Genomic DNA, 24,605 nt, shown 5'->3' with positions numbered 1-24,605 from the left:
GCTCGCGGGGCGGTACGGCTCGCGGGGCGGTACGGGCCGGGGCGSCGCCGSCGGCSMSGGCCGCACGGCACCGGGCGGCCGCCCCTGGCGGCGCCGCCCCGGCCCGTACCGCCCCGCGAGCGGAGCCGGCACCTCCGTTCGTACACGGACGTCGGCGCGGCGCCGGAGCCGTCGTCGCTGCATAGGATCGGTGGGTGAGACACCCAAGCCGAGCCCGCCTCGCCCCGTTCGCCGCGGCGGCGGCCCTGCTCATCCCGCTCGCCGGCTGCACCGGCGCGGAGGACGGGCACGGCGACGGCCCCGACACCGGCGGCGCGCACGGCACCCCGGGCGCCGCGGGACTGCGCGACCCGTACTTCCCGCACCTCGGCAACGGCGGCTACGACGTCCAGCACTACGCGCTGACCCTCGACTACGACCCCGCGCGCGACCATCTCGACGCCACCGCCGAGATCACCGCCCGCGCCACCCAGGACCTCAGCGCCTTCAACCTCGACCTGACCGGTCTCACCGTGCGCCGCGCCACCGTCGACGGCGCCGAGGCCGCCGCCGAACGGGCCGGCGACGAGCTGACCCTCCGCCCCCGCGACGGCATCGATCGGGGCAAGGTCTTCCGGACCGTCGTCACGTACTCCGGCACCCCGCGGAAGATGACCGACGCGGACGGCTCCGCCGAGGGCTGGCTGAAGACGAAGGACGGGGCGCTCGCACTCGGCGAACCGGCCGGCTCCATGGCCTGGTTCCCCGGCAACCACCACCCCTCCGACAAGGCGACGTACGACGTCACCCTCACCGTCCCCGAGGGGCTGCGGGCCTTCTCCAACGGGGTGCGGACCTCGGAGCGGACCGTCGGCGGCCGCACCACAGCCGTCTGGCACTCGGCGCAGCCGATGGCGAGCTACCTCGCGACGGTGGCCGTCGGCCGCTGGACGACGACGACCTCGACGACCCCCTCCGGCATCCCCGTGCTGACCGCCGCGGACCCCGCGGTCGCCGCCGGGAGCGCCGCGCTCATGCGCCGCATCCCCGAACTCCTCGCCTGGGAGCAGGAGAACTTCGGCCCGTACCCCTTCTCGTCCACCGGCGCGATCGTCGAACAGGACGGTGACGCCGGCTACGCCTTGGAGACCCAGACCCGGCCGGTCTTCCCGCAGGGCTCGTTCGACGTCGGGACGCTCGTGCACGAGATGGCGCACCAGTGGTACGGCGACTCCGTGTCGCCCGCCACCTGGAAGGACATGTGGCTGAACGAGAGCTTCGCGACCTACGCGGAGTGGCTGTACGGGGAGGACTTCGAGGACACCCCGGCGCAGCGCAGCTTCGAGAAGGCCTTCGCCGAGGACGCGAACTGGGCGTTCCCGCCCGCCGAGCCGCCGACGGCACGCGACCTGTTCGCGCCGCCCGTGTACCAGCGGGGCGCGATGGTCCTGCACAAGATCCGGCAGACGGTCGGGGACGACACCTTCTACGAGATCCTCGCGGGCTGGCCCGCGAAGCACCGGCACGGCAACGCCTCCACCGAGGACTTCACGACCTACGTGGAGGACGTGGCGGGGGAGGACCTGAGCGATCTGTGGGACGTGTGGCTGTACGGGGACGACAAGCCGGCCAAGCCGTAGCGCGCCGCCCGGGCGGCGCGGACCCCCGCCGTCAGAGCGCCTTGCGCAGCACCACGCACGGACGGCCGTGCGCGAGGTCCCGGCGCCGGTCGGTCTCCCGGTAGCCGAGGGAGGTCCAGAAGGCGAGGGCCCGGGGGTTGTTCTCCAGGACGGCGAGACACAGGCCCGTGCGGCCGGCGGCGCGGAAACGGTCCTCGACGAAGGCGGCCAGCCGGCTGCCGTGACCGCCGCGGTGGCTGCGGGCGTCCACCATCAGGAGCCCGATCCACGGGTCCGGCCGGGCCGGGTCGGGGTGCGTCGCGAGGGTGACGGCGATCCCGACGAGCCGGCCCTCGGAGCGGGCGAGCAGCACCTCGGTGCCGGGCTGCGCCAGCTCGTCGGCCAGGGCGGCGGCGACCTGCTCGGGGCGGATGTCGGCGGGGTCCGGGAAGTCGCCGCTGAGTTCATGGAACACGCGGTTCGACGCGTAGAGCGCGGTGAGTTCGGTGAGCAGCGGGCCGGGCAGGGCGTGGGCCTCGCCGGGGGTGAGCGCTTCGACGATCATCCGGGACACGGTAGAGCCCCGGCATTCCTGCCGGGGCTCCGCCGATGCCGTGGTGCGTCGCGTCGCGGCGGGGCGAGGGGCCGGCACCCGACGTCAGGGGTCGGGCGCCGGCCGTGCGCCCACGGCGACGCGTGCGCCGCGCGACACGTGGTCGCGGGACGCGTGCGTCAGATGCTGACGCCGAAGTCGCGGGCGATGCCCTCGAGGCCGGAGGCGTAGCCCTGGCCGACCGCGCGGAACTTCCACTCCGCGCCGTTGCGGTAGAGCTCGCCGAAGACCATGGCGGTCTCGACGGCGGCGTCCTCGGAGAGGTCGTAGCGGGCGATCTCGGCGCCGCCGGCCTGGTTGACGATGCGGATGTAGGCGTTGCGGACCTGGCCGAAGTTCTGCGAGCGGTTGACCGCGTCGTAGATGGAGACCGGGAAGACGATCTTGTCGACGTTCGCGGGGAGGCCGGCCAGGTTGACGTTGATCTGCTCGTCGTCGCCGCCGCCCTCGCCGGTGCGGTTGTCACCGGTGTGGACGATCGTCTGGTCCGGGGTGGACTTGTTGTTGAAGAAGACGAAGTGGGCGTCGGAGGCGACCTTGCCCGCGGCGTCGACGCCGATCGCGGAGGCGTCGAGGTCGAAGTCCGTGCCGGTGGTCGTGCGGACGTCCCAGCCGAGGCCCACGGTGACGGCGGTCAGGCCCGGAGCCTCCTTGGTCAGCGAGACATTGCCGCCCTTGGACAGGCTTACAGCCATGGGAAGTCCCTTTCTTCGTGTTCTTCATGCTTCGTGACGGGTGGTGCCGTCACACGGGATAACGCGGACGGTGCCGTGCCGGTTCCATCCGGAGGTCACCGCGTGAAAAGAGGATGACGTGAGGGACCCGCCGCGGGGAACATGGATGACATGTCCGGTACCGAAGTACGGGGGCCCGGGGCGCGCCCCCCGGGGAAGCACCTCATCCGCGGCTCCGTCTCGCTGCCCGAGGCCGAGCTCATGTGGCGTTTCTCGCGGTCGTCGGGGCCGGGCGGGCAGCACGTGAACACGAGCGACTCGCAGGTGGAGCTCCGCTTCGACCTGGCGCGTACGGAGGCGCTGCCGGAGGTCTGGAAGGCGCGGGCGCTGGAGCGGCTGGCGTCACGGCTGGTCGGCGGGGTGCTGACGGTCCGGGCGTCGGACCACCGTTCGCAGTGGCGCAACCGCGAGACGGCGGCGGTCCGGCTCGCGGCGCTCCTGGCCGAGGCCACGGCGCCGCCCCCCAAGCCCCGGCGGGCGACGAAGATCCCGCGCGGCATCAACGAACGCCGGCTGCGCGTGAAGAAGCAGCGCGCGGAGACGAAGCGGGGCCGTCAGGGCCGCGACTGGTCCTGACCGGCCCGCCGCGGGGCCGTCGAAGCCCGTGTCCGGGCCTCCTCCGCCCCGGCCTCAGCCCAGCCGGCGGTACTTGCCGCGGAAGTACGTGAGCGGGCCCGCCTCCGGGGAGGGAAGCGCGGCCGTCAGGACGCGGGCGACGACCAGGGTGTGGTCGCCGGCGACCACCCGGGACTCCGTGCGGCACTCCAGGGTGGCCAGGGCGCCGCCGATCAGGGGTGCGCCGCTCTCCTCGCCCCGGGTGTACGCGACGTCCTCGAAGAGCAGGCGGTCGCTGATCCGGCCCTTCATCGCGAAGCGGCCCGCGATCTGCCGCTGGCTCTCCGTGAGGACCGACACCGCCCAGACCGGGACCTCGGCCAGCAGGTCGTCCATGCGGGAGTCGTTGCGGAGGCTGACCAGGACCAGCGGCGGGTCCAGGGAGACCGACAGGAACGCGGTCGCCGTCATGCCGACGTCCTCGCCGCGCGGGCCGTCGTCCGGGTCGTGGGCCGTCACCAGCACCACGCCCGCCGCGAGGCGGGACATCGCCGCCCGGAACTCGTCGTTGCTCACCCCCTCAGCATGAGGGATGGCCAGATCCGAGGCGGGGGGCGAGGTGAGGGTGGTCTTCTGCAGCACATTCGCACGCTAGTCCGCCGCCCGCACGCCCCGCATCGGGCCGGGGGACCAGCCAGGGCCCCTCGCGGGTCCTAGGACCCGTCCCGGGACCCGCCTGGACCGCCCCGCTCCGGGCGCCCCCGACGCCTCCTCGGGCGCCCGTTCCGCGCCCCCGCAACCCCACACCACCCTTTGTGACTTGAGTCACAGAGCCCAGTATTTGTTGACCCTGTGTACCGGGTGCACAGCTCGCTGTGATTCAGTGGCGGAGACAATGCAGCACGAGTGCCGATGAGAACCCTGGAGTTGCTGTCGAGGTCTCGGGGAGAGCGAGCGATGGAGACCGAGTCGGAGCCCTACGTCCGTCTTGCGACTCTGCGGCAGCTGCATCAGGTCGTCGCCGACCTCAATACAGCCCGCAGCCTGGCGGACACCCTGCAGACCGTCGCCGACGGCATCGTGGCCGGCCTCAACTATGAGCTGGCCTGCGTCAACCTCGTGCGCCCCGACGGAGACCTCGTCGTCGCCGCCTTCGCCGGCAGCCCCGCCGCCGAAGCCCTGATCACCGGACGCGTCGGCTCCCGCGCCTCCTGGGAACGCCGCCTCTCGATGGGCGTCGCCTGGGGCGACCTGCGCTTCATATCCCACACCGAGGGCTGGGTCCTCATCGAGGACGACGTCCCGCAGTGGCACACCGAGGGCCCCGCCCCGCGCTTCGAGGACGAGTGGCACCCGCACGACCGCCTCTACGCCCCCATGTACGCCTCCGGCTCCGGCCGCGAACTCCTCGGCGTGATCTCCGTCGACCGCCCCCGCAACGGCCGGCACCCCGGCCCCTGGGGCCAGGAAGCGCTCCAGATGTACGCCTCCCAGTCGGCGATCGCGATCAGCAACGCCCGGCTGCGGGCCAACATGCAGCGCGCCCTCGTCCGCCTGGAGCGCGAACAGCAGGCCCTGCGCGCCAGCGAGGAATCCTTCCGGCAGGCCTTCGAGTACGCCCCCTCCGGCATGGCCATCGCCGAGATGGGCGGCGACCAGCACGGCCGCCTGCTCCGCACCAACGACGCCCTCTGCCGGCTCCTCGGCCGCCCGGCGTCGATCATGCGCCGCTACTCCTTCGCCGACCTGGTCCACCCCGAGGACATCGGGACCCTGCTGCGGACCTCCGCCGAAGGCGGACGCGCCGAGCTGCGCCTCGGCCGCCGCGACGGCACCTACGTCTGGGTCTCCCTGCGCAACTCCGTCGTCGCCGACACCGCCGACGGCCCCCGCTTCCTGCTCACCCACGTCGAGGACATCGAGGAGCGCAAGCGCCACGAGCTCCAGCTCGCCCACCGCGCCTCGCACGACGCCCTCACCGGACTGCCCAACAGCGCCGAGCTGCGGTCCCGGCTCAGCGCCCGGATCTGCGAGCGCCCGAACGCCGCCCGGGCGACCGAGGCGGAGAACCTCGACGCGGGCTACGACGCGCCCTACGGCCACGAGCACGGCTTCGGATTCGGCGCGGCGACCGGGGCCGGCGGCCCGTACGACCACCACGTCCACATCGTCGCCCCCACCGGCGGCGAGGTCGACGACGGCACCAAGGGGCTCGCCGTCGCGCACGCCGGTGGTGAGGCGGCGGGCGACCTCGATGAGGACGGCGTCACCGGTGTGGTGGCCGAAGCGGTCGTTGATCGACTTGAAGCCGTCGAGGTCGCAGAAGAGGACGGCGAGCCCCTTGGTGCCGTCGTCGACCTCGCCGCCGGTGGGGGCGACGATGTGGACGTGGTGGTCGTACGGGCCGCCGGCCCCGGTCGCCGCGCCGAATCCGAAGCCGTGCTCGTGGCCGTAGGGCGCGTCGTAGCCCGCGTCGAGGTTCTCCGCCTCGGTCGCCCGGGCGGCGTTCGGGCGCTCGCAGATCCACACCCGGCTGCGCGGCCGGTCCGGGGTAGCCGTAGCCGCCGGCCTGGCCGGGGTGCTGGGCGCCCGCCGCCTGGCCGTCCGGGTGGGGGCGAGTTTCGGCATCGGCTGGGCCGAGTGCGGCATGACCGTCGAAGAGGTCCTGAACTCCGCCGACCAGCGGATGTACATCGAGAAGCGCTCCCGCTCCAAGATCCACCGCCGCGCCGGATAGCGCGCCGATCCGGGCCCGGATGTCAAGGACCGGATCGTCCGCTTCCCCGTTCGGGGTAGGCTCGGCCGGTCGGCGACGGCTGGCGAGCATGGATAGGAGTGACCCGGATGGCTGCCGGTAACGACGGCGCGAACACGCCCGAGAACGACGATCCGTTCGGCTACCTGTACGCGGACGGCCAGGCGGCGGGCGCCCAGCACCCCGGCCAGGCCGGCGGCTACGGCTACCCCGGACCGGCCGCGCAGCCGGGTGTCCCCAGAACGTCGTACAACCAGGTCAGGACGGTCGGCGAGCGCCAGTACGGCGGCGGTCAGCCGGGCGCCCATGTGCCGCAGCAGGCGAACTACGGCGGCCAGCAGTACGGCCAGCCGAACGCCCAGTACGCGGCGCCCGAGACCTACCCCGGCAACGAGCGGACCCGCCAGGCCCCGCTGCCGCCCCAGCGTGGCCGCGGCCCCAACACCAAGGGGCTGCTGATCGGCGCGATCGCGGTCGTCGCGGTCGTCGTGATCGGCATCACCGCCGCCGTCATCAACAACAGCGGTGGCGACGAGGACAACGGCGGCGTCGCGGGCGGCAAGCCGAGCGACGGTGCCTCGCAGGTCACGGAGACCCCGAGCACCCAGCCCAGCGCGAAGCCCAGCCAGGCGGAGCTGCCCCAGCAGGACGCGGCCACCCTCAAGCTGGGCGGCACGGCGCTCCTCGCCAAGGACATCAAGGGCGCGGAGGGCGCGGACGGCGCCTACGTGACCGGCTTCAACGCCGTCGGGTCCTCCGTGACCTGGCAGGCCGACGTCGCCGAGGCGGGGAAGTACCGCCTGTACGTCCGCTACGCGATCCCGGCCGTGGACGCCAACGCGACCCTGGTCGTCAACGACAAGGCGAACAGCTCCCCGATCGGGCTCAAGAACTTCATCCACTCCACGGACCCGAACCTGGAGAAGAACTGGCAGACCACGTGGGCGCCGGTGACTCTCAAGGAGGGCACGAACACGATCAAGCTGGCGTGTGAGCAGGGCAACCAGTGCGACGCGGTCTTCGACTGGCTGAAGATCACACCGGAGTCGGGCGCCTGAGAGGCGCCCCCGCCGGCTTCCGTCCGACGATCGGCCCCCCGGAACACGGTTCCGCGGGGGCCTTCGTCATGTGGGCTTCGTCATGCGGGCGGGCGCCGGTCCGCGGGAGCCGTCGTGCGGGCGCCCACGACCTCGGGCTCATGCCGCCGCGGCCTGCTCCGTCACCGTGACCCGGGGCAGTATCTCCTCGTACGCGACCCGGTCGAACTCGCCCGCGACCGGCGACAGGACCGTCGCCGCCGACAGCGCCACCGCGCGCGCCAGCCGCTCCGGCCAGGCGAGGCCGTCGACCAGGCCGGAGAGCAGGCCCGCGACGGCCGAGTCGCCCGCGCCGGTGGGGTTGCCCTTCACCGCGGCCGGGGGCGCCGCCCGCCACAGGCCGTCCCCGGTGGCCGCGAGCATGCCCTCGGGGCCGAGGGAGGACACCACCGCGTGCGCTCCGCGGCGGCGGGCGTCGCGGGTGGCCCGGTGCGGTTCGCGCGAGCCGGTGAGCGCCGCGAGCTCGTCGGCGTTCGGCTTGACCAGGTCGGGGCGGGCGGCGATGCCGCGCCGCAGCGGTTCGCCGCTGGTGTCGAGGAGGACCGGGACGCCTGCGCCGCGGGCGAGCCGGACGAGTTCCGCGTACGCGCCGACGTGGATGCCGGGCGGCAGGCTGCCGCACAGGGCGACCGCCGAGGCGCCGGTGAGCAGCTGCGCGTAACGGCCGGTGAAGACCGACCACTCGGTGGCGGTGATGGTGGGCCCGGGCTCGTTGAGCTGGGTGGTGTCGCCGGACGCGGTGTCGACGATGGCGACGGTCCGGCGGGTGGGTCCGGCGATCGGGACGAGTTCGTCGCGGACCCGGCCGCCGGCGAGGTGGGCCCGGAGCATCTCGCCGGTGGGGCCGCCCGCGAAGCCGGTGACGACCGCCTCGTGACCGAGGGCGCCGAGGACACGGGCGACGTTGAGGCCCTTGCCGCCGGGGCGTTCGATGACCTGGGTGACACGGTGCGAGGCGTGCGGGGTCAGGGCGGGCACCCGGTAGGTGAGGTCCAGTGCCGTGTTGAGGGTGACCGTGAGAATCACCTGTTCACCCCCCGTACGCCGTGTCAAACGCCTGCCGTTCGCGCCCCGATCATGCCAAACGGAAGGCGGTAGGCCCAGTCCTCGGGCCTACCGCCTTCCGTTCGGCTTGAAACAATTCGTGGCAAAATCAGCCTACTTGGGGTTCAACCACCCACGCGCCCTTGCGCATGACGCCCTTGAGGTCGAAGTTCGCGTCGAGGACCACCAGGTCGGCGTCCTTGCCGGGCTCCAGCGAGCCGACCCTGTCGTCGACGCCGAGCAGTCGCGCGGGGTTCGCGGAGATGGCCTCCACGACGGATTCGACCGGCAGGCCGTCGATGGTGACCGCCCGCTTGAAGGCCCGGTCCAGGGTGAGGGTCGAGCCCGCGATGGAGCCGCCCTCGACGAGCCGCGCGACCCCGTCCCTCACCTCGACCGCCATCGGGCCGAGGGAGTAGCGCCCGTCGCCGAAGCCCGCCGCGTCCATCGCGTCGGTGATGAACGCGACGCGACCCGCGCCCGCGTGATGGAACGCCAGCTCCAGTGCCGCGGGATGCAGGTGCGTGCCGTCGTTGATCAGCTCGACCGTGATCCGCTCGTCCTCCAGGAGCGCGGCGATCGGGCCGGGCGCGCGGTGGCCGAGGGCGGGCATCGCGTTGAAGAGGTGGGTCGCCACGGTCGCGCCCGCGTCGATGGCCGCCTGCGTCTGCTCGTACGTCGCGTCGGTGTGGCCGATGGCGGCGATCACGCCGTGCTCGGCGAGCAGCCGTACGGAGTCGATGCCGCCGGGCAGCTCGGTCGCGAGCGTCACCATCCGGGCCTGGCCGCGTGCCGCGTCGATCAGCTTGCGCACCTCGGCCGGGTCGGGGTCGCGCAGCAGCGTCTCGTCGTGGGCGCCCTTGCGGCACGGCGAGATGAACGGGCCCTCGAAGTGCAGGCCGGCGATCTCGCCCTGCTCCGCCAGTTCGGAGAGCAGGCCGGCCCGGCGGCCGAGGAAGTCCATGTCGCCCGTGACGAAGGAGGCGACGACGGTGGTCGTGCCGTGGAGGCGGTGGGTGTGGACGCCGTGGAGGACCTCGTCGACCGTGCCGGAGGTGAAGGAGGTACCGCCGCCGCCGTGGTTGTGCATGTCGACGAAGCCGGGGACGACCCAGTGGCCGCTCAGGTCGACGGAGGGCGTCTCGGCGGGGGTGCTGCCCGCGATGCGGCCGTTCTCGACGATCACGCGTCCGTTCTCGACGATCCCGGTCGGCAGCACCACGCGGGCGCCGGCGAGAACCTTGCGATCGGCCATCAGGCGGATACCTCCGAGTCGGACTCGTTGTGGGTGGGGCGCTGGTCGGTGGTCCCCTCGGCGAGGGGGCCCCGGTCGGCGAGCAGGTCCCAGGCGAGCAGGCCCGCGCCGAGGCAGCCGGCGGTGTCCCCGAGGGCCGCCGGCACGATGGCGGGCAGCTTCTGGAAGGTGACGCGTTCCTCCACCGCGGCCCGCAGGGGTGTGAACAAGGTTTCCCCGGCCTCGGCGAGACCGCCACCGATGATGAGCGTGCGGGGGTCCAGCAGGGTGAGGGCGGTGACCAGGCCGTCGGCGAGGGCGTCGACGGCGTCCTGCCACACCCGTACGGCGGTCGCGTCGCCGGACTCGACCGCCTTGGCGCAGTCGGCGGCGTCCGCCTCGGGGTCGCCGGAGGCCTCGGCCCAGGCGAGGGAGACGGCGGAGGCGGAGGCGTAGCGCTCCAGGCAGCCGCGCTGGCCGCAGCCGCAGTCGGCGCCGCCGGGGCGCACGACGATGTGGCCGATCTCGCCGGCGTAGCCGTGGGCGCCGGCCTCGATGGCGCCCCCGATGCCGATGGCACCGGCGATGCCCGTGCCGAGGGGCACGAAGAGGAAGCGGTCGGCGCCGTTGCCCGCGCCGATCCGGCCCTCGGCGAGGCCGCCGGTGCGGACGTCGTGGCCGAGGGCCACGGGGGCTCCGCCGAGGCGGTCGCTGAGCAGGGCACGCATGGGGACGTCCCGCCAGCCGAGGTTGGCGGCGTAGACGGCGATGCCGTTCTCGGCGTCGACGATGCCGGGGACGGCGACTCCCGCGGCCGCGGCGGGCTGTCCGTACCGCTCCAGGCCGTGGGCCCGCAGCTCCGCGGCGAAGCCGAGGATCGTCTCCACCACGGCCTCGGGGCCGCGCTCGCGCCCGGTGGCGCGGCGGGCCTCGTGGAGCAGGGTGCCGTCCGCCCCGACGAGGGCGGCCTTCATGCCGGTGCCGCCCACATCGAGGGCGATGACGTGTCTCACGCGGGACAGTCTCGCGCGTGAACCGCAAAAAGGTCTAGTCCACTGGGCGAAGATTGTTGCGCGAGCATACAAATTCATGCGGAGTGGGGCGGCCCGACGGTCGGCCGGCGGCGTCCATCAGCCGTTCGGGCGCCTGTTTCCGTAGGTGCGCGCGTTGCGAAAGCGATACCCGAGTGGTGTAGACCTCATGCCTTTTTTCGGGAGAAGATCGCACCTCGATGACGAGCAGAGGGTGGGGGAGAGCTGTGCAGCGGCGATACCTTGGACTGACCGCGACCGTCGCCGCACTCGGCCTGAGCGCCGTGCTGTCCGGCTGCGGTCTCGTCGACGGCGGCGAGGCCTCCGGCGACGTGACCCTCAAGCTCGTCGCCGCCGACTACGACCTCAACGGCGGCGACACCACCAAGCAGTACTGGGCCGGACTCGCCAAGGCGTACGAGGCCGCGCACCCCGGCGTGAAGATCGACGTCCGGATCGAGTCCTGGGACGACATCGACCGCAAGGTCGCCGAGATGGTCGCCGCGGACGACGCCCCCGACATCGCCCAGATCGGCGGCTACGCCGACTACGCGGACGCCGGCGAGCTCTACTCGGCGGACGAGCTGCTCTCCATCCCCGTCCAGGCGAACTTCCTCGCCCCGCTCGTCGACGCCGGCGAGATGAAGCGCATCCAGTACGGCATGCCGTTCGTCGCCTCCACCCGGCTGCTCTTCTACAACCGGACCCTCTTCGAGAAGGCCGGCATCACCAGGGCCCCGGCGACCTGGGCCGAACTCGCCGCCGACGCCGAGAAGCTGAAGGACGACGACGTCCCGTACCCCTTCGCGCTGCCGCTCGGCCCCGAGGAGGCGCAGGCCGAGTCGATGATGTGGATGCTCAGCGGTGGCGCGGGCTACACCGACCTCACCGACCACTACAAGATCGACTCCGAGCAGAACGTCCACACCTTCGAGTGGCTCAAGGAGAACCTGGTCGAGAAGGACCTGACCGGCCCGATCGCCCCCGCCAAGCTGAACCGCAAGCAGGCGTTCGCCGCCTTCACCCGCGGCGAGGTCGGCATGCTCAACGGCCACCCCTCGCTGATGCAGGAGGCCGAGAAGAAGGGCGTCAAGGTCGGCAAGGTCGCGCTGCCCGGCGTCGAGGGGAAGTCCAAGGCGTCCATGGGCGTCGCCGACTGGATCATGGGCTTCAAGCAGAACGGTCACCGCAAGGAGATCGGCAACTTCCTGAACTTCGTCTTCAGCGACGAGAACGTCCTGAAGTTCGCGGGTGACAACGATCTGCTGCCCGTCACGGTCAGCGCGTCCGCGGCGATGCAGGAGTCGCCCGAGCACGAGAGTCTGCGGGAGTTCCTGAAGGAGCTGCCCGACTCGCAGCTCCCGCCGGTCGGCAAGACCTCCTGGGCGAAGGTCAGCGACAGCGTCAAGAAGAACATCGGCAAGGCCGTCGCGCCGGGGCACACCCCCTCCGAGGTCCTCGGGAAGATCGCGCAGGACGCCTCGACGGCCGAGAGCGCGGAGTAGTGGCGGCCCCGGCCCGCGGGCCGGGCGGTCCGGTCCCGGAGCCGAGGGCCGGGACGGGGCCGGTCCCGCGACCGGGGGAGCCGAGCCGGGCGGCGACCGCATAAGTTGGGTCGTATGACCATCGATGACGGAGCCGAGCCCGGCGGCCTCGGGGAGCGCGAGCGCGCCGTCCTCGCCGTGGAACGCCGCTCCTGGCCCGGCCCCGGCGCCAAGGAGCGGGCCGTGCGCGAACAGCTCGGCCTGTCGCCCACGCGCTACTACCAGCTCCTCAACGCCCTCCTCGACGACCCGCGCGCGCTGGCCCACGACCCGGTGACGGTCAACCGCCTGCGCCGGGTCCGCGCGGAGAAGGAACAGCGCCGCTGAGCCGGCGGACCGGACCCGCCGGAAGCCCGCGGCTCTTGCCGACACCGTCGCCCCGGGCGCGCTCCCTCGGTAGGGTCGTCATATGGTCAGCCTTCCGCACCCGACCACACCCGCCGGCCGCGACGGCCTCGCCGCGCTCCTCGCGCGGCCCGAGAAAGCCGTCGTCGCCCTCGACTTCGACGGGACGCTCGCCGAGATCGTCCCCGACCCCGAACAGGCCCGCGCCCACAACGAGTCCGACTCGGAGGTATCCGCCTGATGGCCGATCGCAAGGTTCTCGCGTACGGGCTCGGGGCGGACGCGGACTTCCTGCGGGAGCGGTCCCGGCGGCCGGACGTCGAGGAACGCCTCGCGGCGCTGCGGGAGCAGGTCGGACCCGGCCGCCGGGTGATCCTCCGGGTGGACCGGACGGAGCTGTCGAAGAACATCGTGCGGGGTATGCACGCCTACCGGACTCTCCTGGAGGAGCATCCGGAGTGGCCGCCGTCCGGGCCGAACTCCCCGGCTTCCTGGACGGCATCGGCGCCTGGCCCGGTACCTGGATCGAGGAGAAGGGGCGCGCCGTCGCCGTCCACACCCGCCGCTCCACCGACCCGCAGGCCGCGTTCGAGGCGCTCAAGGCCCCGCTCGGCGACCTCGCCGCCCAGCACGGCCTGGTCCTCGAACCCGGCCGCATGGTGCTGGAACTGCGCCCCCCGGGCATGGACAAGGGCGTGGCCCTCGCGGAGTACGTCCGGGAGGTGGGTGCCGAGTCCGTCCTGTACGCGGGCGACGACCTCGGTGACCTGCCGGCCTACGCGGCCGTGGAGAAGCTCCGCTCGAACGGCACGCCCGGACTGCTGGTGTGCAGCGGCTCGGCGGAGGTCCCGGAGCTGTCCGAGCGCGCCGACCTCTCGGTCCCCGGCCCGGCGGCCGTCGTCGGCTTCCTGACGGACCTCGCGCAGGCGGTCCGGGACGCCGGCTGAACACCCGGCTCGCCCGGCCGCCCCGCACCCCGCCGGGCGGCCGGCGCGACGCCCCGCATCCCCGACGTGACGTCGTCACGGTCGGCGGAGACCACCCGGACCGGATCTACGCCCGCAGCGCCTCCAGCTGCGTCAGGAACCACTGCTGCGGCGGCAGGGCCGTCGCCGCAGCGGCCAGGCGCTTGGTGCGCTCCGCCCGCTCCGGACCGCCCATCGTCAGGGCTTCGTGCAGGGCGTGCGCCGTGCCCGTCACGTCGTACGGGTTGACCGTGATCGCGTCCTCGCCCAGCTCCTCGTGGGCGCCCGCCTCCCGGGACAGGACCAGCGCGCAGCCCTCGTCGGAGACGACCGGCACCTCCTTCGCGACCAGGTTCATGCCGTCCCGGATGGGGTTGACCAGGGCCACGTCCGCCAGGCGGTACGCGGCGAGCGAGCGGGCGAAGTCGTCCTTCACGTGCAGGACGACCGGGGTCCAGTCGTCCGTCCCGTACCGGGCGTTGATCGTGGCGGCGACCCGGCCGACCTCCTCGGTGTAGTCGCGGTAGACCGCCAGGTCCTGCCGGGAGGGGTAGGCGAAGGCCACGTGCACCACCCGGCCGTGCCACTCCGGATGCTCCTCCAGGAGAGTCCGGTAGGCGTGCATACCCCGCACGATGTTCTTCGACAGCTCCGTCCGGTCCACCCGGAGGATCACCCGGCGGCCGGGTCCGACCTGCTCCCGCAGCGCCGCGAGGCGTTCCTCGACGTCCGGCCGCCGGGACCGCTCCCGCAGGAAGTCCGCGTCCGCCCCGAGCCCGTACACCCCGAGCCGCGTGTCGCCCGTGCCGCCCACCTCCGCCGCGCAGCAGGCCGCGAAGGCGTCCGCCCAGCGCCGGGTCAGGAAGCCCAGCTGGTCGGCTCCCAGCATCCCCCGCAGGAGCTGCCGCGCGATGTCGTCCGGCAGCATCCGGAAGTACTCGGGCGGCGCCCACGGGGTGTGCGAGAAGTGCCCGATGCGCAGGTCGGGGCGGAGTTCGCGGAGCATCCCCGGCACCAGCGCCAGGTGGTAGTCCTGCACCAGGACGCAGGCGCCGTCGTCCGCCTCGTCCGCCAGCGCCCGCGCGAAGGCGCGGTTGTACGTCTCGTACGACGCCCACCGGCGGCGGAACTCCGCGTCGAAGACCGGCTCCAGCGGGGTCTGGTAGAGCATGTGGTGGACGAACCAGAGCACCGAGTTCGCGATGCCGTTGTACGCGTCGGCGTGGACGTCGGGGTCGATGTCGAGCATCCGTACGCCCGGCTCGCCGATCCCGCGCCGGACCGCCTCCCGGTCGCCGTCGCCGAGTGCCGCGCACACCCACACGCTGTCCTCGGACGACACGGCGCTCAGCCCGGAGACCAGGCCGCCACCGCCCCGCCGGGCGTCGAGCGCGCCGTCCTCGCCCACGGCGTACGAGACGGGTCCTCGGTTGGAAGCCACCAGCACAGAAGCCATGTGGCGAACCTAGCCCGTCCCGGAAACGCTCAAACGTACGTATACAAGACAGCCGTGTTCGGCCACGGTCAGTGATCGACGCGCTCCCGCAGGGCCGCACGTGCCACCGCGCCCGTCGCCGCCAGGGCCAGCACGAGACCGCCGAGCAGCCACAGCCGCGCGTCGCCGGCCCCGGTCCCCGACACCGGGCCCCGGGACCCGTGCGCGGCGGCCGGTGCCCGCCCGGGCGTCCGCTCCGGGGGACGGGCCCGCGTCCGTGGGTCCTCGGCGGCCCCGGACGCCGTCCGGGGCGCGTCCGCGGAGACCACGGACGCTCCGGCGGCGGGCACCACCGCGTCCGCGGCGGCGGGACCGGCCGCCGCGAGGAGGAGTGCGGCCGCCGTCAGCACGCCGGCAGCCGCCGTTCTGCCCAGAGGGGAGGTGTGTCGCATAACAGCGAAATGTAGGCAAAAGCGATCATCGGGTGGTGTTACGCCACGCGGCGGTGCGCGTACTCCGCGATCTCGACCATCGGCGGACGCTCCTCCGTGTCCACCGGGTACGTCCGGGGCACGAAGCCTCCCTGCGCGCCCGGCCCGTCGCCCCCGTCGGCCCGCTCGAACTGCGTCAGCCAGGGCCGCACCAGATGCCCGCGGGACAACCGCAGCTGCGCCGTCCGGTAGATCGCCGCCGCCATCCGGCCGAGAGCCTGCTCGTCCTGGTGACGGTGCTTGCGCACCCCCACGTCGACCTGGGCGAGCGCGTCCAGGCCCGCCGAGTGCAGCGCGTCGACCAGCAGCCCCAGCTCCACGCCGTAGCCGACCGGGAAGGGCAGCCGCTCCAGCAGCGAGCGCCGCACCGCGTACTCGCCGCCCAGCGGCTGCACGAAGCCGGCCAGCCGCGGCCAGTGCAGGTTCAGCAGCGGGCGGGCCACCAGCTCGGTCACCCGGCCCCCCTGGCCGGGCGCGTCCCCGAGCGGCCGGTCGTACATCGCCTTGACGAAGTCGACGTCCGGATCGGTCAGGAGCGGGCCCACGATCCCCGAGACGAAGTCCGCCGAGAAGTCCCGCAGATCGGCGTCCACGAAGCAGACGACGTCCCCGTCCGTCGCCATCAGTGAGCGCCACAGCACCTCGCCCTTGCCGGGCAGGGCGGGTATCCGCGGCAGGATCGCGTCCCGCGCAACGACCCGGGCCCCGGCCGCCGCCGCCACCTCGGCCGTCCGGTCGGTGGACCCGGAGTCGACCACCACCAGCTCGTCCACGAGCGGAACCGCCCGTGACATCAGCTCCCGCCGGATCACCGCGACGATGTCCCCGACCGTCGCCTCCTCGTCCAGCGCGGGCAGCACGACGCTGACCCGCGTGCCCCGCTTCGCGGCCAGGACCTGCTCCAGCGGACGGTCCGTCACGGACCAGGACCGCCGGGCCAGCCAGCGCTCCACTTCATCCAGCACGTCCGTTACTCCCCAGTTGCCGTTTGTGTGATCCATCTCGCGGTTCGGACGACTATCTCAACAGTCCGCGCCTTCGGTTACAGTCTTGAACAACGCCGAGGTCCGACGCACGTCGGGGTGCCGCCGGCGTCCACACAACCGCACCACCCAATCGAATACCGCTCATCCAGAGGGGCAGAGGGAAACGGCCCGTTGAAGCCCCGGCAACCCTCCAGCCGGTCTCGTCCGCAGTCGTCGCACTGCGCCCCGCGAGGCTCCCGGCTAGGGAAGGTGCCAAATCCGTCTCATGGCGACGTCCGCCATGAGAAAGATGAGGAGAAAGGGCCTCGCCTCCATGGCTGTTCAGACTGTTTCCACCGCTTCCACGGTTGACCTCGGTCCCGCTTCCGGGCTTTCCTGTCGGGAATGTGGCGAAGTATTCCCCCTCGGCCCGATTTTCGCCTGTGAGCTGTGTTTCGGCCCCCTCGAAGTCGCGTACGACCTCCCCCTCGGCGACCCCGAATCGCTGCGCAAGCGGATCGAGGCCGGCCCCGCCAACATCTGGCGCTACGCCCCGCTGCTGCCCGTCCCCGCCGACGTCGCCGAGAAGCCGAACCTGAACCCCGGCTGGACCAAGCTCGTCCAGGCCGACAACCTCGCCCGCGAACTCGGCGTCGAGCCCGGCAAGCTCTTCGTCAAGGACGACTCCGGCAACCCGACGCACTCCTTCAAGGACCGCGTCGTCGCCCAGGCGCTCGAGGCCGCCCGCGCCTTCGGCTTCACCACCCTGTCCTGCTCCTCCACCGGCAACCTGGCCGGCGCCGTCGGCGCCGCCGCCGCGCGCGCCGGCTTCCGCTCCTGCGTGTTCATCCCGCACGACCTGGAGCAGGGCAAGGTCGTCATGGCCGCGGTGTACGGCGGCGACCTCGTCGGCATCGAGGGCAACTACGACGACGTCAACCGCTTCTGCTCCGAGCTCATCGGCGACCCGCTCGGCGAGGGCTGGGGCTTCGTCAACGTCAACCTGCGCCCGTACTACGGCGAGGGCTCCAAGACGCTGGCCTACGAGATCTGCGAGCAGCTCGGCTGGCGGCTGCCCGACCAGATCGTCATCCCGATCGCCTCCGGCTCCCAGCTCACGAAGATCGACAAGGGTCTGCAGGAGCTCGTGAAGCTCGGCCTGGTCGAGGACCGGCCCTACAAGATCTTCGGCGCCCAGGCGGAGGGCTGCTCCCCGGTGTCGGCGGCCTTCAAGGCCGGCCACGACGTCGTGCGCCCGCAGAAGCCCGACACCATCGCCAAGTCCCTGGCGATCGGCAACCCGGCCGACGGCCCCTACGTCCTGGACATCGCGCGCCGGACGGGCGGCGCGGTGGAGGACGTGAACGACGAGCAGGTCGTCGACGCGATCAAGCTGCTCGCGCAGACCGAGGGCATCTTCGCCGAGACGGCGGGCGGCGTGACGGTCGGCGTCACGAAGAAGCTGATCGAGGCGGGCCTCATCGACCCGAGCCTGACCACCGTCGTCCTGAACACCGGTGACGGCCTCAAGACCCTGGACGCGGTGGCCGATACCTCCCAGGCGACCGCCACCATCCGCCCGAGCCTGGACGCGTTCCGCGACGCCGGCCTGGCCCACTGACCACCCCCGTCACGGAAGGCAGCACCCCCATGAGCGTCAAGGTCCGCATCCCCACCATCCTCCGCACCTACACGGGCGGTCAGGCCGAGGTCCCGGCGGAGGGCACCACCCTCTCGGAGGTCATCGCCGACCTGGAGAAGAACCACACGGGCATCGCGGCCCGCGTCCTGGACGACCAGGGCAAGCTGCGCCGCTTCGTGAACGTCTACGTCAACGACGACGACGTGCGCTTCGAGCAGGGCCTCGAGACGGCGACGCCGGACGGCGCCGGCGTGTCCATCATCCCGGCCGTCGCCGGGGGCTGCTGACCCCCGGGGTTACCCGCAGTCACCTGAATTGCCCCTTCCGTCGAGAAACGGAGGGGGCAATTCTGCATGGTTGAACGCGATAGAGTTGGGGAAGTCCCCTCCGCTGCTCATGCCAGGCGCATATGAGAATGCGCCCGGACCTGACAAGAAGCAGCCAAAGTGTTCGAGTCTTGTGTACCTTCTGCGCACTTTGCCGGGCCCGACTTGCCCCGTAATTCAGCAAATCCTCCGCAATTCTCCTTTCCTGCATGCCCAGAATTCTCGTCCGATTGACCTGTTGCAGAGGGCAGTTGGGCAGATACATTCAGCCGCGGTCGACGCGTTCCGGCGCAGGGTCTGACCCGGGGTCGCGAAGTGCGGTCCCGCGCAAGGGCCAGTAATAGGGGAGTTAGGCATGGCTCAGGGCACCGTCAAGTGGTTCAACGCGGAGAAGGGCTACGGCTTCATCGCGGTCGACGGTGGTGCGGATGTTTTCGTCCACTACAGCGCGATCCAGATGGACGGCTACCGCACCCTTGAAGAGGGTCAGCGAGTCGAGTTCGAGATCTCGCAGGGCCAGAAGGGTCCGCAGGCGGACATGGTCAAGCTCGCCGTCTGAACGCGGCGCGATCGGCCACCACATACGCACTCACGCCGAGGGGTCCGCATCCTGACCGGATGCGGACCCCTCGTGCGTCTCCGCGACACCCCGCCCGGCGGCGTCCGGCCCCCTCGCCACGCCGGAGCCACGCCGGAGCCACGCCGGAGCCGTGCCGGCGCCCCGCCCGCGCGCGCCCGTCGCGCCCCGTCGCGCCCCGCCGTGCCGCCCGATCCCCGAGAGGCGCTTGCACTCGCATGGGCCGAGTGCTAATCATTGGCGTTAGCACTCTGAAGGTGAGAGTGCTTACGAGGATCGGGCAGACGAGGCCCGCTGGCCAGGTGGGGCAAGGAACCGCCGGGCACGCAGGCCGTCCGTCGCGGGCGTCGGCGCGGTCCTGGAGCGTTATCCACCCCATGTCCGGGAGGACCACTTCACATGGCCAAGATCATCGCGTTCGACGAGGAGGCCCGGCGCGGTCTCGAGCGCGGCATGAACCAGCTCGCTGACGCCGTCAAGGTCACCCTCGGCCCCAAGGGTCGCAACGTCGTCCTCGAGAAGAAGTGGGGCGCCCCCACGATCACCAACGATGGTGTCTCCATCGCCAAGGAGATCGAGCTCGAGGACCCGTACGAGAAGATCGGCGCCGAGCTGGTCAAGGAAGTCGCCAAGAAGACGGACGACGTCGCCGGTGACGGTACGACCACCGCGACCGTCCTCGCCCAGGCGCTCGTCCGCGAAGGCCTGCGCAACGTCGCCGCCGGCGCCAACCCGATGGCCCTCAAGCGCGGCATCGAGAAGGCCGTCGAGGCCGTCTCCGCCGCCCTGCTCGAGCAGGCCAAGGATGTCGAGACCAAGGAGCAGATCGCTTCCACGGCCTCCATCTCCGCCGCCGACACCCAGATCGGCGAGCTCATCGCCGAGGCCATGGACAAGGTCGGCAAGGAAGGCGTCATCACCGTCGAGGAGTCCCAGACCTTCGGTCTGGAGCTCGAGCTCACCGAGGGTATGCGCTTCGACAAGGGCTACATCTCGGCGTACTTCGCCACCGACATGGAGCGTATGGAGGCGTCCCTGGACGACCCGTACATCCTGATCGTCAACTCCAAGATCTCCTCCGTGAAGGACCTGCTCCCGCTCCTGGAGAAGGTCATGCAGTCGGGCAAGCCCCTGCTGATCATCGCCGAGGACGTCGAGGGCGAGGCCCTGTCGACCCTGGTCGTCAACAAGATCCGCGGCACCTTCAAGTCCGTCGCGGTCAAGGCCCCGGGCTTCGGCGACCGCCGCAAGGCCATGCTGAACGACATCGCCATCCTCACGGGCGGCACGGTCATCTCCGAGGAGGTCGGTCTCAAGCTCGAGAACGCCGGCCTGGACCTGCTGGGCCGCGCCCGCAAGGTCGTCATCACCAAGGACGAGACCACGATCGTCGACGGCTCCGGCGAGAGCGACCAGGTTGCCGGTCGCGTCAACCAGATCCGTGCCGAGATCGAGAACTCCGACTCGGACTACGACCGCGAGAAGCTCCAGGAGCGCCTCGCGAAGCTGGCCGGCGGCGTGGCCGTCATCAAGGCCGGCGCCGCGACCGAGGTCGAGCTCAAGGAGCGCAAGCACCGCATCGAGGACGCCGTGCGCAACGCCAAGGCGGCCGTCGAGGAGGGCATCGTCGCCGGTGGTGGCGTGGCCCTGCTGCAGGCCTCCTCGGTCTTCGAGAAGCTCGAGGGCGACCTCACGGGCGACGAGGCCACGGGCGCCGCGATCGTGAAGCTGGCCCTCGAGGCCCCGCTGAAGCAGATCGCCGTCAACGCCGGCCTCGAGGGCGGCGTCGTGGCGGAGAAGGTCCGCAACCTGCCCGTCGGCCACGGCCTCAACGCCGCGACCAACGAGTACGTCGACCTCATCGCCGAGGGCATCATCGACCCGGCGAAGGTCACGCGCTCCGCGCTGCAGAACGCCGCGTCGATCGCCGCGCTGTTCCTCACCACCGAGGCCGTCATCGCCGACAAGCCGGAGAAGGCCGCTGCCGGCGCTCCGGGCGGCATGCCGGGCGGTGACATGGACTTCTGAGCCCCGGCTCGGTAGTTCCTCGCTGAACGCGAAAGAGGGCTGCACCCCCGTSACGGGGGTGCAGCCCTCTCGCGTTGCCGCGTACGGTCAGCGCACGTCGATCCAGTCCTCGCCGCCGAACGCCTGGAAGTGCGTCCCGTCACCGTAGTAACGGACCGTGTACCAGCCGTCCACCGACGCCGTGGTCTTCAGCGAGACCGCGCCGTTCGAAGCCGACGTGCCGGACGCCACCTTCTTCCAGGTGCTCTGCCCCCACGGCCGGAACCACACGCTCACCGGCTGGGCCCCGAGAGCCCGCCAGCCACTGCTGTCGTGCTGGAGCGAAGCCGTCACCGTGATCGTCGAGCCCTTGCGGACCGGCTCCGGAGCCGCGTTCACGCCCTGCACCCGGGTCGGCGTGCGGACGATGTAGAACGGCTTGCTCACGGACTCCGCGTACTGGTCCGAGATCAGGTGCCGGACCCGGAACCAGCCGCCCGTGTTCCACGCGCCGATGCCGAACGGCACCCGGACCGAGGAGTAGAAGTCGGTCGAACCGATCTTCTTCCAGCCGGTCCGCCCGTCGGGCGACTGCTCCAGGACCACCGTCTGGTTCGACGAGGTGCCCGACCAGCGCTCGTACGTCGAACGGAACGTGCCCCACACCGTCAGGCGCGCGTCGGTCGCGAGCGAGTAGTTCAGGACGTCCGTACGCGAGTCCAGCGGCATCACCAGAAGGCCCTGCACCGGCGAGAACGCCTGGAACAGGTCGGCCGACGAGACGGTCCAGCCCTCCGCGTTCGGGCCCGGAGCGGCGACCAGCTTCGCCGTGAAGTTGCCCTCCGCGTCGGTCCGCACCGTCTGCGGGAACGGCGTGGCCTCGTGGTAGTAGTCGTGCGGCGCGCCCAGGGCCACCCGCACCGGCTGGTCGGCCAGCGCGGCACCACCGTTCTCCGGGTCGGTGACCCGGCCGGTGATCGTGACGACCTCACCACTGACCGCACGGGTCTTGTCGGCGGACGCGGTCACCGTCATCCTGCGGGCCTGCCACTCCGAGAACCACCGCCAGTCGTAGGTGCTGCCGTGCACCTCGGAGCTGTCCTCGCTGAACGTGGCCTTGTAGGACTCGTACTGCCGCGTCGCCGGGATCGGGTCGCCGGAGAACTCTCCGCCGTCCGTCGTGACCGCGGACAGCACCGGGCCCTCGTCCGGCGTCGAGCGCTGGTACGAGACCGAGCGGCCCGGCAGCGGAACCACGTCACCCGAACCGGGCTGGACACCCGTCAGCTTGCCCTGCGGGCGGATGTTCGGGTCGTTCCAGCCGGGCACGCCGACGGCGAAGGTGAGCAGCGGCCGCAGCGTGAAGTCCAGCGTGCCCGCGTTCGTACGGGTCACCGTGTTGCCCAGCGAGTCCGTGGCCGTCACGTCGATCGCGTACCTGCCGAGCGCCGGGATCGACCCGCCGTCCTCGGCGAGCTTGAGCGTGGCCTCCGAGGGAAGGGCGAACGTGCCCTTCGTCTGCTCGACCAGCGCCGGCACGTCGGCGAGGACGGTGTCGCCCTGCCGGACCTTCGCGGACACCGAGGTGACGGCCGCCTGCGGCGCGTCCGTCCACGCGGTCACCCGGAAGACACCGCGCTGGTCGGCGTCGGTGACGGCCCGGCCGATGCCCACGGGGGCCGGCGCACCGGGCGCCTCGTCGGCGAGCGCCGGAACGGCCCCCGCGCCGAGGGCGAGCGCGGTGACGAGGGAGACGGCGGAGAACCGGAGGTCAGAGCGCATCGACATAGATCGTCCTCGACTCGCTGTAGAAGTAACCGGACTTGGACTGCAGGAACAGAGCCCACGTGCCGTCGCCGTAATTGGTGGTGCTGAAGCTGAAGTTGCCGTAGCTGTTCGTCGCCACGTCCTTCTTGGCCCAGTACCAGCTCGGGTCGCCCTTGGGCTTGAAGACCAGCGTCAGCTTGGCGCCCGGCATGGCCTTCCAGACCCCGTTCACCTTCTGCTGCACGAGACCCTTGACCGTCATCTTCGTGTTCGTCCGCGGCCGCGACGGGCTGATCGACACGTTGACGATCCGGGTCGGGTTGCGGGCGAGACGCACCGGGGTGCTCGTCTTCGAGACGAAGCGGTCGGTCTCCGGGTGGTAGATCCGGTAGAGGGCGTCGGTGTAGCCCCAGACGTCGAACGAGTAGCTGCAGTAGTCGCTGACCGGACCGGACTTCAGCTGGCCCCAGGTGCGCCCGTTGTCCAGCGACACCTGGAGCGCGACCCAGTCGCGCTTGGTGGCGCAGTAGGTGGTGCCGTCACCCAGCTGCCCGTAGGCGGTGACCTTGCCGAACTCGTCCAGGCTCATCCGGTACTGGGTGTACGAGAACTGCTGCGGGACCGCGATGGCGGCCACGTCGTACGGACGGTCGTTGCCCTTGCCGTAGTAGACGGAAGGACGCAGCCCGGTGTAGACGGCGCCGGTCGTGTACTGGACCCGCGCCTGGTAGGTGAAGGAACCGTCGGGCAGCGAGGTGCCGGAGCCGATCTCGTTGCGCAGTGCGGTGTCGTACGACAGCGGCTCGCTGCCGGTGGAGACCACCGGGGCGCCCGCGAACGACTGCCAGCCGTCCCCGGTCAGCCGCTCGACCCGTCCGGTCACACGGACGTCGGTGCCCGCGAGGACACGGAACCTGTCGGTGTCCGAGGTGATCCGGTACGTCAGCTTCTCCACGCCCACGGCGGGGAGTTGACGCGCGGCGTCGGGGTCGACACCGGTGGCCGGGTCGACCACCGCGGTACCGCCGGTGACCTCGGCGTTCGGCGTGAACGGCAGCGAGAACGCGCCGCCGGCGCCGGTGGTGGCGAGGGCGGTGGTGGTCCTCGTCGCGGAGTAGGCGTCGCGCAGGTTCAGCGTGACCCGCACCGAGGTGCCCTCGGCGGCGGGCGTACGCTCCCCGGTCGCCGGGTTCCAGGTGCTGGCCGTACCGGAGAGGACGACGTCCCGCTGGTCGTAGCTGGTGGCCTTGCGGTCGAAGGCGACCGCGCCGACACCGGTGTGCAGCTTGTAGCCGAACGTGCCGCCGGTCCAGTGCTCGACGACACCGCCGGGCAGACGGAAGTCCACCGCCAGCGGGTAGTCGCCGAACGCGGTGCCCTCCGGAAGCCGGATCGGCGCGTCGGTGGTCCACGCGTTGGAGCCCGTCGACGTCAGCTCGTCGGTCGAGGCGAGGACCGCGGCATCGGGGGCGGTGGAGGCGAGCACGCTCACCTTCACCCAGAGCGCGTAGCTCGGGAGCCCCAGGGTGAGCCGACCGTCGTCCTGCGTCACGGTCTGGCTGACGGTCGCCGCGTACGCGGACGGGGCCGCGACGACGGCGGGCAGGGTGACACCTGCCGAAAGTACGAAGACTGCCGCCGCGCGCACGAAGGCGCGCGGAAGCGTGCGCGTAGAGCGCATCAAAGGGACCCCCCACAGGTCAGAAGGCGGCGCATGGTGAACCGCAGCCGCGTGCCTGCACGATAGCGCCTTCTGGTTGAACGTGTTCACCGGGTTTTGCCGAGGTGATTCCGGCGCCGCGAGGGGTGATCCTGGGAGGGGGGACGACCGGTCGGGTGACGTGGTTCCGCTGCCGGGCCGCTCGGTCTCGTACCAGCGC

22 protein-coding genes, 3 pseudogenes and 1 riboswitch are annotated in these 24,605 nt (G+C 71.8%); of the genes and pseudogenes, 13 read left to right on the top strand and 12 right to left on the bottom strand.

What is annotated here, in order from left to right; genetic code table 11:
- The first annotated feature begins 194 nt into the window (after positions 1 to 194).
- Entirely contained in the window at positions 195 to 1,619 is a 1,425-nt protein-coding gene (locus EAO71_RS17350) for a M1 family metallopeptidase (protein ID WP_147978554.1), read from the top strand.
- 31 nt (positions 1,620 to 1,650) lie between these two features.
- Here the strand turns inward: EAO71_RS17350 and EAO71_RS17345 are convergent, their stop codons facing one another.
- Positions 1,651 to 2,163 carry a GNAT family N-acetyltransferase gene (locus EAO71_RS17345; protein ID WP_147978553.1) on the bottom strand — a complete coding sequence of 171 codons (513 nt, stop codon included), beginning with the start codon at positions 2,161 to 2,163 and terminating at the stop codon, positions 1,651 to 1,653.
- Positions 2,164 to 2,330: 167 nt separating this feature from the next.
- On the bottom strand, positions 2,331 to 2,906 hold the full coding sequence (locus tag EAO71_RS17340; protein WP_147978552.1) for a TerD family protein: 576 nt from the start codon (positions 2,904 to 2,906) through the stop codon (positions 2,331 to 2,333).
- Positions 2,907 to 3,056: 150 nt separating this feature from the next.
- On the opposite strand from EAO71_RS17340, the gene arfB reads away from it, so the two are divergent.
- Positions 3,057 to 3,521 (top strand): alternative ribosome rescue aminoacyl-tRNA hydrolase ArfB, encoded by a 465-nt coding sequence (gene arfB / locus EAO71_RS17335; protein WP_147978551.1) that lies wholly within the window; start codon positions 3,057 to 3,059, stop codon positions 3,519 to 3,521.
- 54 nt (positions 3,522 to 3,575) lie between these two features.
- Here arfB and EAO71_RS17330 read toward each other — a convergent pair whose 3' ends face one another.
- On the bottom strand, positions 3,576 to 4,142 hold the full coding sequence (locus EAO71_RS17330) for a flavin reductase family protein (RefSeq protein WP_147978550.1): 567 nt from the start codon (positions 4,140 to 4,142) through the stop codon (positions 3,576 to 3,578).
- 315 nt (positions 4,143 to 4,457) lie between these two features.
- Here EAO71_RS17330 and cdgB point away from each other — a divergent pair.
- Positions 4,458 to 5,724, top strand: a pseudogene (cdgB, locus tag EAO71_RS17325) (diguanylate cyclase CdgB); the annotation flags it as partial.
- Positions 5,725 to 5,771: 47 nt separating this feature from the next.
- Here the strand turns inward: cdgB and EAO71_RS40040 are convergent.
- A pseudogene (locus EAO71_RS40040) lies at positions 5,772 to 6,128 on the bottom strand (diguanylate cyclase domain-containing protein); the annotation flags it as partial.
- Positions 6,129 to 6,344: 216 nt separating this feature from the next.
- On the opposite strand from EAO71_RS40040, the gene EAO71_RS17315 reads away from it, so the two are divergent.
- Entirely contained in the window at positions 6,345 to 7,313 is a 969-nt protein-coding gene (locus tag EAO71_RS17315; protein WP_147978549.1) for a CBM35 domain-containing protein, read from the top strand.
- Positions 7,314 to 7,451: 138 nt separating this feature from the next.
- Here the strand turns inward: EAO71_RS17315 and EAO71_RS17310 are convergent, their stop codons facing one another.
- The 3 genes from EAO71_RS17310 to EAO71_RS17300 form a co-directional block, all read right to left on the bottom strand.
- Positions 7,452 to 8,378 carry a 1-phosphofructokinase family hexose kinase gene (locus EAO71_RS17310; RefSeq protein WP_147978548.1) on the bottom strand — a complete coding sequence of 309 codons (927 nt, stop codon included), beginning with the start codon at positions 8,376 to 8,378 and terminating at the stop codon, positions 7,452 to 7,454.
- Positions 8,379 to 8,505: 127 nt separating this feature from the next.
- Positions 8,506 to 9,651, bottom strand: a complete 1,146-nt coding sequence (gene nagA, locus EAO71_RS17305) for an N-acetylglucosamine-6-phosphate deacetylase (protein ID WP_147978547.1) — start codon at positions 9,649 to 9,651, stop codon at positions 8,506 to 8,508.
- Positions 9,651 to 10,643, bottom strand: a complete 993-nt coding sequence (locus tag EAO71_RS17300; RefSeq protein ID WP_147978546.1) for an ROK family protein — start codon at positions 10,641 to 10,643, stop codon at positions 9,651 to 9,653. The genes nagA and EAO71_RS17300 overlap by 1 nt, the downstream gene beginning before the upstream one ends.
- A 245-nt stretch (positions 10,644 to 10,888) precedes the next feature.
- On the opposite strand from EAO71_RS17300, the gene EAO71_RS17295 reads away from it, so the two are divergent.
- From EAO71_RS17295 to EAO71_RS17275, 5 genes and pseudogenes are all read left to right on the top strand, one after another.
- The gene (locus EAO71_RS17295) at positions 10,889 to 12,166 is read left to right on the top strand and encodes an ABC transporter substrate-binding protein (RefSeq protein ID WP_459112783.1); all 1,278 of its coding nucleotides are present in this window, start codon (positions 10,889 to 10,891) and stop codon (positions 12,164 to 12,166) included.
- A 114-nt stretch (positions 12,167 to 12,280) separates the two neighbouring features.
- Entirely contained in the window at positions 12,281 to 12,532 is a 252-nt protein-coding gene (locus EAO71_RS17290; RefSeq protein ID WP_147978544.1) for a DUF3263 domain-containing protein, read from the top strand.
- A gap of 82 nt (positions 12,533 to 12,614) precedes the next feature.
- Positions 12,615 to 12,791 carry a hypothetical protein gene (locus EAO71_RS17285; RefSeq protein WP_410093976.1) on the top strand — a complete coding sequence of 59 codons (177 nt, stop codon included), beginning with the start codon at positions 12,615 to 12,617 and terminating at the stop codon, positions 12,789 to 12,791.
- Between the two features lie 23 nt (positions 12,792 to 12,814).
- Positions 12,815 to 13,012, top strand: a pseudogene (locus EAO71_RS17280) (trehalose-6-phosphate synthase); the annotation flags it as partial.
- Positions 13,009 to 13,497, top strand: coding sequence for a trehalose-phosphatase (locus EAO71_RS17275; RefSeq protein ID WP_410093975.1), 489 nt, complete (start codon positions 13,009 to 13,011; stop codon positions 13,495 to 13,497). The pseudogene EAO71_RS17280 and the gene EAO71_RS17275, both read left to right, overlap by 4 nt.
- Positions 13,498 to 13,603: 106 nt before the next feature.
- Here EAO71_RS17275 and EAO71_RS17270 read toward each other — a convergent pair whose 3' ends face one another.
- From EAO71_RS17270 to EAO71_RS17260, 3 genes are all read right to left on the bottom strand, one after another.
- The gene (locus EAO71_RS17270) at positions 13,604 to 14,971 is read right to left on the bottom strand and encodes an alpha,alpha-trehalose-phosphate synthase (UDP-forming) (protein ID WP_147978543.1); all 1,368 of its coding nucleotides are present in this window, start codon (positions 14,969 to 14,971) and stop codon (positions 13,604 to 13,606) included.
- 68 nt (positions 14,972 to 15,039) lie between these two features.
- Positions 15,040 to 15,402 (bottom strand): hypothetical protein, encoded by a 363-nt coding sequence (locus tag EAO71_RS17265; RefSeq protein ID WP_147978542.1) that lies wholly within the window; start codon positions 15,400 to 15,402, stop codon positions 15,040 to 15,042.
- A gap of 38 nt (positions 15,403 to 15,440) precedes the next feature.
- Positions 15,441 to 16,406 (bottom strand): glucosyl-3-phosphoglycerate synthase, encoded by a 966-nt coding sequence (locus EAO71_RS17260; RefSeq protein WP_147978541.1) that lies wholly within the window; start codon positions 16,404 to 16,406, stop codon positions 15,441 to 15,443.
- A gap of 159 nt (positions 16,407 to 16,565) precedes the next feature.
- A riboswitch (SAM riboswitch) is annotated at positions 16,566 to 16,723 on the top strand.
- A 17-nt stretch (positions 16,724 to 16,740) separates the two neighbouring features.
- On the opposite strand from EAO71_RS17260, the gene thrC reads away from it, so the two are divergent.
- The 4 genes from thrC to groL all read left to right on the top strand — a co-directional run bounded on the left by thrC (position 16,741) and on the right by groL (position 20,979).
- On the top strand, positions 16,741 to 18,027 hold the full coding sequence (thrC, locus tag EAO71_RS17255) for a threonine synthase (RefSeq protein ID WP_261992168.1): 1,287 nt from the start codon (positions 16,741 to 16,743) through the stop codon (positions 18,025 to 18,027).
- A 29-nt stretch (positions 18,028 to 18,056) separates the two neighbouring features.
- On the top strand, positions 18,057 to 18,335 hold the full coding sequence (locus EAO71_RS17250; protein ID WP_147978539.1) for a MoaD/ThiS family protein: 279 nt from the start codon (positions 18,057 to 18,059) through the stop codon (positions 18,333 to 18,335).
- A gap of 394 nt (positions 18,336 to 18,729) precedes the next feature.
- Positions 18,730 to 18,933, top strand: a complete 204-nt coding sequence (locus EAO71_RS17245; RefSeq protein WP_005315736.1) for a cold-shock protein — start codon at positions 18,730 to 18,732, stop codon at positions 18,931 to 18,933.
- Positions 18,934 to 19,350: 417 nt separating this feature from the next.
- Positions 19,351 to 20,979 carry a chaperonin GroEL gene (groL, locus tag EAO71_RS17240; protein ID WP_147978538.1) on the top strand — a complete coding sequence of 543 codons (1,629 nt, stop codon included), beginning with the start codon at positions 19,351 to 19,353 and terminating at the stop codon, positions 20,977 to 20,979.
- 87 nt (positions 20,980 to 21,066) lie between these two features.
- Here groL and EAO71_RS17235 read toward each other — a convergent pair whose 3' ends face one another.
- Positions 21,067 to 22,740, bottom strand: a complete 1,674-nt coding sequence (locus tag EAO71_RS17235) for a hypothetical protein (RefSeq protein WP_147978537.1) — start codon at positions 22,738 to 22,740, stop codon at positions 21,067 to 21,069.
- Positions 22,730 to 24,406 carry a hypothetical protein gene (locus tag EAO71_RS17230; protein ID WP_147978536.1) on the bottom strand — a complete coding sequence of 559 codons (1,677 nt, stop codon included), beginning with the start codon at positions 24,404 to 24,406 and terminating at the stop codon, positions 22,730 to 22,732. The genes EAO71_RS17235 and EAO71_RS17230 overlap by 11 nt, the downstream gene beginning before the upstream one ends.
- Positions 24,407 to 24,605 lie beyond the last annotated feature (199 nt).

Source organism: Streptomyces sp. MS191 (genome assembly GCF_008042125.1).
GTDB lineage: Bacteria > Actinomycetota > Actinomycetes > Streptomycetales > Streptomycetaceae > Streptomyces.
The sequence above is the reverse complement of the archived record's forward strand: the minus strand, read 5'-3'. Positions and strand labels throughout refer to the sequence as shown.